The organism is Magnetospirillum aberrantis SpK (assembly GCF_011022235.1).
In the GTDB taxonomy this organism is placed as follows: Bacteria; Pseudomonadota; Alphaproteobacteria; order Rhodospirillales; family Magnetospirillaceae; genus Magnetospirillum; species Magnetospirillum aberrantis.
In genome coordinates, this window is the sequence record NZ_JAAIYP010000027.1 from 97,255 (window position 1) to 106,079 (window position 8,825).

General features: G+C 62.3%; 7 protein-coding genes and 1 riboswitch. Of the genes, 6 read left to right on the plus strand and 1 reads right to left on the minus strand.

Annotated elements, in window-relative coordinates; all coding sequences use genetic code 11:
- Window positions 1-62 precede the first annotated feature (62 nt).
- From gltA to G4223_RS04895, 4 genes are all read left to right on the plus strand, one after another.
- A complete protein-coding gene (gltA, locus tag G4223_RS04880; RefSeq protein ID WP_163675816.1) occupies window positions 63-1,361 on the plus strand; it encodes a citrate synthase in 1,299 nt (432 codons plus the stop codon).
- 265 nt (window positions 1,362-1,626) lie between these two features.
- Window positions 1,627-1,759, plus strand: a riboswitch (cobalamin riboswitch).
- 112 nt (window positions 1,760-1,871) lie between these two features.
- Window positions 1,872-2,021 (plus strand): modified peptide precursor CbpA, encoded by a 150-nt coding sequence (cbpA, locus tag G4223_RS04885; protein ID WP_163675819.1) that lies wholly within the window; start codon window positions 1,872-1,874, stop codon window positions 2,019-2,021.
- Window positions 2,018-3,391: a peptide-modifying radical SAM enzyme CbpB gene (cbpB, locus tag G4223_RS04890; protein WP_163675822.1), complete on the plus strand. Its 1,374-nt coding sequence runs from the start codon at window positions 2,018-2,020 to the stop codon at window positions 3,389-3,391. Before cbpA ends, cbpB begins: the two co-directional genes overlap by 4 nt.
- Window positions 3,392-4,379: 988 nt before the next feature.
- On the plus strand, window positions 4,380-5,312 hold the full coding sequence (locus G4223_RS04895) for a hypothetical protein (RefSeq protein WP_163675825.1): 933 nt from the start codon (window positions 4,380-4,382) through the stop codon (window positions 5,310-5,312).
- A gap of 43 nt (window positions 5,313-5,355) precedes the next feature.
- On the opposite strand, the gene rpoH is transcribed toward G4223_RS04895, so the two are convergent.
- Window positions 5,356-6,243, minus strand: coding sequence for an RNA polymerase sigma factor RpoH (gene rpoH, locus G4223_RS04900; protein ID WP_163675828.1), 888 nt, complete (start codon window positions 6,241-6,243; stop codon window positions 5,356-5,358).
- A gap of 242 nt (window positions 6,244-6,485) precedes the next feature.
- Here rpoH and G4223_RS04905 point away from each other — a divergent pair, with 242 nt between their 5' ends.
- Window positions 6,486-7,793, plus strand: coding sequence for a hemolysin family protein (locus G4223_RS04905; RefSeq protein ID WP_163675831.1), 1,308 nt, complete (start codon window positions 6,486-6,488; stop codon window positions 7,791-7,793).
- Between the two features lie 65 nt (window positions 7,794-7,858).
- On the plus strand, window positions 7,859-8,825 hold a 967-nt coding region (locus G4223_RS04910), incomplete at its 3' end, for a 2-hydroxyacid dehydrogenase (RefSeq protein ID WP_163675834.1).

Genomic DNA, 8,825 nt, shown 5'->3' on the forward strand with positions numbered 1-8,825 from the left:
GGGCCCCTCCCCGGCGGCACGCCGAAAACGTCAACCGAACAACGAAACACGGGGAAAGCAGCATGAGCAAAGAAACTGTCACCCTTATCAACAACAGCACCGGCAAGCAAACCGAGATGCCGCTGCTTTCCGGTTCCGTGGGCCCCAAGGTAGCGGACATCCGCAAGCTCTATGCCGAGCAGGACATCTTCACCTACGACCCCGGCTTCACCTCGACCGGTTCGTGCAAGTCGGCCATCACCTACATCGATGGCGACGAGGGTGTGCTCCTGCATCGCGGCTATGCCATCGCCGACCTGGCCGAGAACTGCGAGTTCCTGGAAGTCGCCTACCTGATCCTCAAGGGCGAGCTGCCGAACCCCGAGCAGAAGGCCAAGTTCGAGAAGGACATCATCCGCCATTCCATGCTGAATGAGCAGATCAACTTCTTCTATCGCGGCTTCCGTCGCGACGCCCACCCGATGGCCGTCATGTGCGGCGTGGTCGGCGCCATGGCCGCCTTCTACCACGATTCCACCGACATCAATGATCCGCATCAGCGCATGATCGCCAGCTACCGGCTGATCGCCAAGATGCCGACCGTCACCGGCTGGGCGTACAAGTACATGCAGGGCCAGCCCTTCATGTACCCGCAGAACGGCCTCAGCTACGCCGAGAACTTCCTGCACCTGATGTTCGCCACCCCGTGCGAGCAGTACAAGGTCAGCCCGGTCCTGGCCAAGGCCATGGATCGCATCCTGATCCTGCACGCCGACCACGAGCAGAACGCCTCGACCTCGACCGTGCGTCTGGCCGGTTCGTCGGGTGCCAACCCGTTCGCCTGCATCGCCGCCGGCATCGCCTCGCTGTGGGGTCCCGCCCATGGCGGCGCCAACGAGGCCGTGCTGAACATGCTGGGCGAGATCGGCTCGGTCGAGCGCATCCCCGAGTTCATCAAGAAGGCCAAGGACAAGGACGATCCGTTCCGTCTGATGGGCTTTGGCCACCGCGTCTACAAGAACTACGACCCGCGCGCCAAGATCATGCAGAAGACCTGTCACGAGGTTCTGGACGAACTGGGCGTGCAGGACGAGCCGCTGCTCAAGCTGGCCATGGAACTGGAGCGCATCGCGCTCGAGGACGATTACTTCGTCAGCCGCAAGCTGTTCCCGAACGTGGACTTCTATTCGGGTATCATCTTCCGCGCCATGGGCATCCCGACCCAGATGTTCACCTCGCTGTTCGCCCTGGCCCGTACCGTGGGCTGGATCGCCCAGTGGAACGAAATGCTGACCGACCCCGATCAGAAGATCGGCCGTCCGCGCCAGCTTTATGTGGGCGAGCCCCAGCGCGCGTTCATCCCGCTGGACAAGCGTGCCTAAGCGGACGACGCATAGACCTGAACCGGAAGGGCGGCGCGTTCCCGCGCCGCCCCGACGGCTTCCGCCCCCGGCCAACGACAACTCGACCCCCGGCCGGCGGCGTTTTTGGCGCGCCGCGACCATGGCGGCGCTGACGGTGGCGACAGCCGCCGCGCTTTATTTCCTTGTGGTTGCCTGAACACCCTTCCGGTTACCCAAGCGGCGCTTGACCACAGTCACAGCCACCCCCTTCCCCCTGCCTTATTCCATCCCTGTCCAGCATCCCGGAACACGGTGAAATTCCGTGGCGGTCCCGCCGCTGTAACCGGTGACGCCGGCCGCGTGCCCCGTGCGGGGCAGCCACTGGCCCTTGGGCCGGGAAGGTGCGGCTTTGGCGGTCGACCCGGAAGCCAGAAGACCTGTTGGATCATTTGACGACCCGTGGGGGCGAAATCCGATGGCAAAGGGTTTCGGCCGGCGCAGCGTTTCGTGCTGCCCGTCCGACGTCCCCACCCGATCGGAGAAGGCACGATGAAGCCGCAATCCCACGACACAACCAAAACCACCGAAAGCACCGAAAGCACCCACCGCCCGCCGGTCATCGCCACGCGCAAGACCTGCGACGCCACCGGCACCGGCCTGTCCCACTATGTCCTGATGGACAAGGACGCGGCACGATGAGCGCCGTTTTCCATTCCGAGGCCCCGCAAGGGGCCTCGGCCCTGGTGCCGTTCGACATCGGCCACGACGACTATGTCGCCATGATCGCCCCCGACGACGCCTTCTGGTCGCTGGTGCGCCGCGACAGCCTGGAAGTGGCGGCGGCGGACGGCGCCCTGGCCCGCGCCCATGCCACGCACTCGGCCGAGTTCCGTCGTGAGATGGACATGCTGCGCTTCCACCTCAAACCCTCGGCGGTCTATTTCAACGCCACCGAACGCTGCAACTTGAACTGCTCCTATTGCTACATCCCCACCGGTCTGCGCCAGGGCGGCAAACAGATGGACGCGGCCCAGGTGCGGGCGGCGCTGGAGCGTCTGGCCGAGTATTTCGCCACCACCGTTCCCCAAGGCCGCAAGCCGCAGGTCATCTTTCATGGTGCCGAGCCGCTGTTGGCCAAGGACGCGTTGTTCGTTGCCATGGACGACTTCGCCGACCGTTTCCGTTTTGGCATTCAGACCAACGCCACCTTGCTGGACCAGGACGCGGTAACGTTCCTGACCACACGCGGCATCGGTATCGGCCTGTCGCTGGATGGCGCCGAGGCGACGGTGGCCGACCGCACCCGCAAGCGCTGGAACGGCCAGGGCGTGCACGCTTCGACCCTGGACGCCATCGATCGGTTGCGCGGCTATAAGGGCTTCAACGTCATCTGTACCATGACACAGGACAACCTGCCGGCACTGACCGGCATGGTCGAGTTCCTGCACGAGCGCGAGGTTCCGGCCTGCATGCTGAACGTGGTCCGCTGCACCCTGCCCGGCGCACGCGCGGTCTGGGCCGAGGACGTGCCGCTGGCGGCGGCCTATGTGGCGGCGCTGGAACGCAGCCACCAACTCTATCGCGACACCGGCCGCAAGCTGGTGGTGGCCAATTTCGCCAACATCCTGATTTCCATCCTGGCCCCGACCGCCCGGCGCCTGATGTGCGACATCAGCCCATGCGGTGGCGGCCGTTCCTTTTTCGCCCTGGCGCCGGACGGCAAGCTGTTTCCGTGCAGCGAATTCATCGGCCTGCCCGAATTCGCCGGCGGCAACCTGTTTCACGACCGCGTCGAGGACGTTCTTGAAAGCCCGGCCTTTCGCAAGGTCACCGGCCGCAAGGTCGAGGACATCGCCGCCTGCGCCGACTGCCCCATCCGCCATTTCTGTGGTTCGCCCTGCCCGGCCGAAGCACACGAAATGCGCGGGGGCATGGACCAAGTCGGCGCTTACTGCGCCTTCTACCGCGAACAGGCGCGCTACGCCTTCCGCCTGATCGCCGAAGGCCGTGCCGACGATTTCCTGTGGGATGGCTGGGACGACGGAACCAAACTCGCCTTCACCTGCTGACACGGCTCCTCCCCCGGCATGCCGGGGGAGGACCTGACGGAGGTCACGCCGCCGCTAACAAGGAAATTCCCAGGATTTCCAAAAGCCGGTTTCCTACACCACATGATCGTCCATGTCGAAGTAGCCAACAAAAAGCTACTTGGAAATGCCAACCAAGTACGGCGGGAAATTACCGAAGAGGGAATTCCCCGCCTAACGTACCGGGGCGACCACCTTAGCTCGCCTTTCCACCTCCATTGTCTCTGGCGCGTTGACGCCGCTCCAGTCCCGCCGCTGTCAAGCCGGCGACGGACAAACTGGTAAAAGCTCCCATCGTAAGCTGCATGGCAGAATAACGATGCTCGTCACGCACCCCCCGCCATTTCGCCACACAAGCGGAAATCTCGTGACGACGAGAGGGCGAGACCCCTTCGGCACACCGCAGCCGAACCACCGCTTCCACCTCCTCAGTCATAGCGAAGAAGCACACGGTCAACGCAGGAACGGCCCAAGCCATGGCGATTGCCTTTTTTAGGATTTCACACATTGTCTACCCCCACTTCAAGGTTGAGACAGACAAAATGTGCCGCCATTTTTTATAAAAATCAACAATATATTTCCGCTTTCCGCCGCACATGAAAAATACAATCGATCAAATACAAGCAAGTAAATAGATTTGCAGCACATAGATAAAGAATTACAACAACCAAGTACTAGTCCATCACCACCATCTTTACTTTTAGCAACATCGAATCACTAAATTATACTAGAAAATACATATGGACAACTTGCCATCAAAACCAATTATAACCCACCACTCCACCATCGATGCCACACCATGTCACACCACTCAAGCCGCAATTAGGCGCAAATTATCAGCACAAAATCGCATTTCCCCCGCATTCTTGGGTTTTTATAAAAACAAATCCGCACCCCCGACATCAGAGCTTGCACAAGAAGACGACTTAAATAATATTTCATGCAATTTATTGCACGTAAGGGGATATAAATGCCTGGCGAGAGACTTGATAAATTGCATGCGGTTTCGCTCTACCTGTTCGGTCAATCCATAGAGCCGCTAAATCAATTGAAAAGTGCTCTCAAGGCACGGATGCCCAAGGGAGCTGCGGGCCGCAACGACCGTACGTTGAACTCGTTTTTCAGCAAGACCCCCACGTCCTCGTTCCACTTGGCGACAGTTCAGTCTTACGAACGGCAAATTTGCGCCCTGGCTGGGGACCAGGGGCTGTATCTGCCCGAAGATTTTCTGGGATGGCCGATCGCTAAGCTTCGCCCACTACTGACCAAGCGCCAACGCGTGGCGAAACGGCCAACGCCGATGCTGATATTGCGCTCGTTAGCGATTGAGAATTTCAATCAAGAAGCTGATAGCGAAGAGATTGTCGGAACCTACAACATGTTCCGGCTACACACCCGCCATCCGGTGGCGGAAAGCGGATTGCTGACCATCACGGCCGCCAACAATCACTTGAAGTGCACATTGGAATTCGAGCAACAGAGCTATGCCGGTTGTGTGATCGAGAACAACACCAAGGTCACACTTGTCATGGCACCCGAGCGCACGCGCCAGCGCGGCCTTAACATGCTGCTGATCAGTTTCCCCAACAACGAGGAACAGCAATTTCTGGCGGGAACATGGTTCGACACCACTCCGGCCGATCCCGGCGCCGGCCGTTTCTTCATGCGACGCCTGGATGACAGGGATCTCCCCGGTCTTCAGCTAATCCGCGATTTTTCTGAACGGGAGCATCCACAGGAATACGGCAAGCTGCTCGAAGTGCTGACCCCAGCCCGGCCAGCCATCAACGCACGCGATTTTTATCTTTATTGCCCGATCGGCTATGTCCTGGAGAGCCACCCCCTGGATGGCTGGTACAAAGCCCTATTAAACGCCCAACCGCCCATTTTTAAGGAAGCGTGAGGAATTTCCCCTGTCCGAGCTTGCCCACGGACAGGGGAATGCGTCACGCCGCCGGCAGCGCCTTGGGGGCGACGAACCCGGCCTGGACGATGGCACGGACCTTGTCGAAGGCCTTGGCCTCGATCTGGCGGATGCGTTCACGGCTGACGCCGTAGCGGCCGCCCAGTTCCTCCAGCGTCATCGGTTCGTCCTTCAGACGCCGTTCGACGAAGATCTCGCGCTCGCGTTCGCTCAGGGTATCCAGGGCGCGGGCGATCAGGCCACGGCCTTGGGCCATCTCCTCGCGATGGGCGTAGGCCGCTTCCTGGTTGTCGGACTGGTCGGGCAACAGGGCAACCGCCTCGGTGCCGCTTTCGCCCAAGGGAACGTTGAGCGAGGAATCGCGGCCCGCCATGCGGCGGTTCATGGACACCACGTCGTCTTCGCCGACATCAAGCTCGCGGGCGATCGCCGTCACGTGCTCGGGCGCCAGGTCGCCGGCCTCCAGCAGCTTCAGACGCGCCTTGATGCGGCGCAGGTTGAAGAACAGCTTCTTTTGCGCGGCCAGGGTGCCGATCTTGACCAAAGACCAGGAGTTCAGGACGAATTCGTTGAGCGACGCCTTGATCCACCACATGGCGTAGGTGGACAGGCGGAATCCCTTGTCCGGGTCGAATTTCTTGACGGCCCGCATCAGGCCGACATTGCCTTCGGAAATCAGGTCGGCCATGGGAAGGCCGTAATGGCGATAGCCCATGGCGATCTTGGCCACCAGACGCAGGTGACTGGTCACCAGCTTGTGGGCGGCGGCGGTATCCTCGTAATCCACCCAGCGCTTGGCCAGCATGAACTCTTCCTCGGCCTCGAGGACCGGGAAGGCACGGATGTCGCCGAGATATTTGGAAAGGCCACCATCTTCGCCGATGACGGGCATGGTCGCGGACAATCGCATCGTCAAATCCTCCTTCCGAGCGAATTGACTGAGGCCCACCACATTGGCCGGGCCGAGAACCCGGACAGCCCCAAACGGGCACCGTCCGACGTGGAAACATTATGCAAACGCAAACATGGCGAATCAAGAGGCATGTGGTCATGCCACATGCCGGCCACCGCGCAAACACGCATTGCCCCTGGCTCCTGGACATCATCCTCCCTACATTGGTCGCCTGACGTCATCCAAGGGGGAACGCGCCCATGTGGGTCGAGATCCTGATCGTTCTCGCCCTGATCCTGATCAACGGCTTTTTCGCCATGTCCGAACTGGCCCTGGTGTCGTCGCGCCCGGCCGAATTGCGCCGCCGCGCCGAAAAAGGCTCGAAAGGCGCCCGCGTGGCGCTTGAAATGCTGAAGGACCCGTCACGCCTGTTGTCGACGGTGCAGATCGGCATCACCCTGGTCGGCATCGTCGCCGGCGCCTATTCGGGAGCCACCCTGGGCGGCCATGTCGCGGAAGCACTGGCGGCCCTGGTTCCGGCCTTGGCGGAATGGTCGGAAGAAATGGCCATGACCGGCGTGGTCGGCGCCATCACCTACCTGTCGCTGGTGGTCGGCGAACTGGTGCCGAAACGGCTGGCCATGCATCATTCCGAGACCATCGCCATCCGCGTCGCCCCCTTCATGCGCCGCGTCGCCATGGCCGGCGGGCCGGCGGTGGCGTTATTGCGCGTTTCCACCAACCTGATCCTCAGGCTTTTGGGGCAGAAACCGGACGACACCAGACAACTCACCGAGGACGAATTACGGGCGGTGATCGCCGAAGGTGCCCTGGCTGGGGTGATCGAGCCGGCGGAAAAGGAAATGCTGGACCGTGTCATGCGTTTGGCCGACCGGCCGGTGGGATCGATCATGACACCCAGGCCCGACGTGGTATGGCTTGACGCCGACGATCCGTTGGATGTCTGGCGCCACCGCATGACCGAGGCACCGCATTCGCGTTTTCCGGTGGCCCGCGGGTCGCTGGACGACATGGTCGGCGTGCTCGATACCCGGCGCATCCTGGGCAAGCTGTTGGCCGGCGAACCCTTCGATCCGCTGTCGGCGGTGACGCCGGCCCCGGTGGTGCACGAAGGTATCCGGGCGCCGCGCGTGCTTGAGCTGTTCAAACAGACCAACGCCCCCATGCTGATGGTGCTGGACGAATACGGCGGCTTCGAAGGCATCGTCACCATGACCGATTTCCTGGAAGCGGTGGCCGGAGAAATGCCCGGCGGCATCGGCGACGAACCCTCGGCGGTCCGCCGCGAGGACGGGTCGTGGCTGTTGGACGGCATGATCGCCGTCGAGGAGGCCGAGGCCGTGCTGGGCCTGTCGGGCCTGGGCGAATTGGGCGACTATCACACCCTGGCCGGGTTCATGCTGTCGCATCTGGCCCATTTGCCGCTGACCGGCGAATATTTCGTCTGGTCGGGATGGCGGTTCGAGGTGGTGGACATGGACGGCCGGCGTATCGACCGCATTCTCGCCACTCCGCCACGGGAAGTCCCCGACGACAGCGGCTCTTGACGGCGCCGCTGGACAGCGCCGCCCCGACGCGGCAATCTGGTCCTACCACTTCACGGGATTTCACCATGCCGGCCAAACCACGAATCGTCGTCGCCCGTCGCCTGCCCCCTTCGGTCGAAGCCGAATTGCACCGGCGTTTCGATTGCCTGGGTAATCCCGAAGACGGTGTGTTGCCCCCCGAGGAACTGGTGGCCCGCGCCCAGACGCACCGCGCCGACGGCATGCTGGTGACCCTGACCGACCGTTTGCCGGCCACGGCCATCGCCGCCCTTCCCGACAGCGTGCGGGTCATCGCCACCTATTCGGTCGGGTTCAACCATATCGACATCGAAGCGGCCAAGGCGCGCGGCATCGTCGTCGCCTATTGCCCCGAGGCCACCACCACCGCCACCGCCGACGTGGCGATGATGTTGCTGTTGGCGGCATGTCGCCGTCTGTCGGCTTTCGAACGCGATCTGCGCCAGGGGCAATGGGGGGCGTGGACGGCATGGAAGGATCTGGGAACCGATCCCACCGGCAAGACCCTGGGCATCGTCGGCATGGGCCGCATCGGCCAGGCGGTGGCGGCCCGTGCCCGCGCCTTCGGCATGAAGATCGCCTATCATCAGCGCCGTCGCCTGCCGCCCGAGCAAGAGGGCGATGCAATTTTCCATCCCACATTGGAAAGCCTGTTCCGCTCATCACAGGTCGTCAGCCTGCATGCACCGGCCACCCCCGAAACCACCCGCATGGTCAACCGCGACAGCTTGGCATGGCTTCCACGCGGCGCCATCCTGGTCAACACCGCGCGCGGCGACCTGGTGGACGACGATGCGTTGATCGCCGCCTTGCAAGACGGCCATCTTGCCGCCGCCGGCCTCGACGTCTTCGCTGGCGAGCCCCATTTCGACAAACGTTACCTGGGCCTCGCCAACGTCACGCTTTTGCCCCACATCGGCACCTCGACCGCGGAAACCCGCGACCGCATGGGCGCCGACACCATCGCCAACCTGTCCGCAGTATTCGACGGAACCGAGCCCCCCTGGCGCGTCG

Excerpts from the sequence above, each read along its gene's own strand:
- gltA (WP_163675816.1), top strand. The coding sequence starts at position 63 with ATGAGCAAAGAAACTGTCACCCTTATCAACAACAGCACCGGCAAGCAA.
- G4223_RS04895 (WP_163675825.1), top strand. The coding sequence starts at position 4,380 with ATGCCTGGCGAGAGACTTGATAAATTGCATGCGGTTTCGCTCTACCTG.
- G4223_RS04905 (WP_163675831.1), top strand. The coding sequence starts at position 6,486 with ATGTGGGTCGAGATCCTGATCGTTCTCGCCCTGATCCTGATCAACGGC.
- cbpA (WP_163675819.1), top strand. The coding sequence starts at position 1,872 with ATGAAGCCGCAATCCCACGACACAACCAAAACCACCGAAAGCACCGAA.
- cbpB (WP_163675822.1), top strand. The coding sequence starts at position 2,018 with ATGAGCGCCGTTTTCCATTCCGAGGCCCCGCAAGGGGCCTCGGCCCTG.
- rpoH (WP_163675828.1), bottom strand. The coding sequence starts at position 6,243 with ATGCGATTGTCCGCGACCATGCCCGTCATCGGCGAAGATGGTGGCCTT.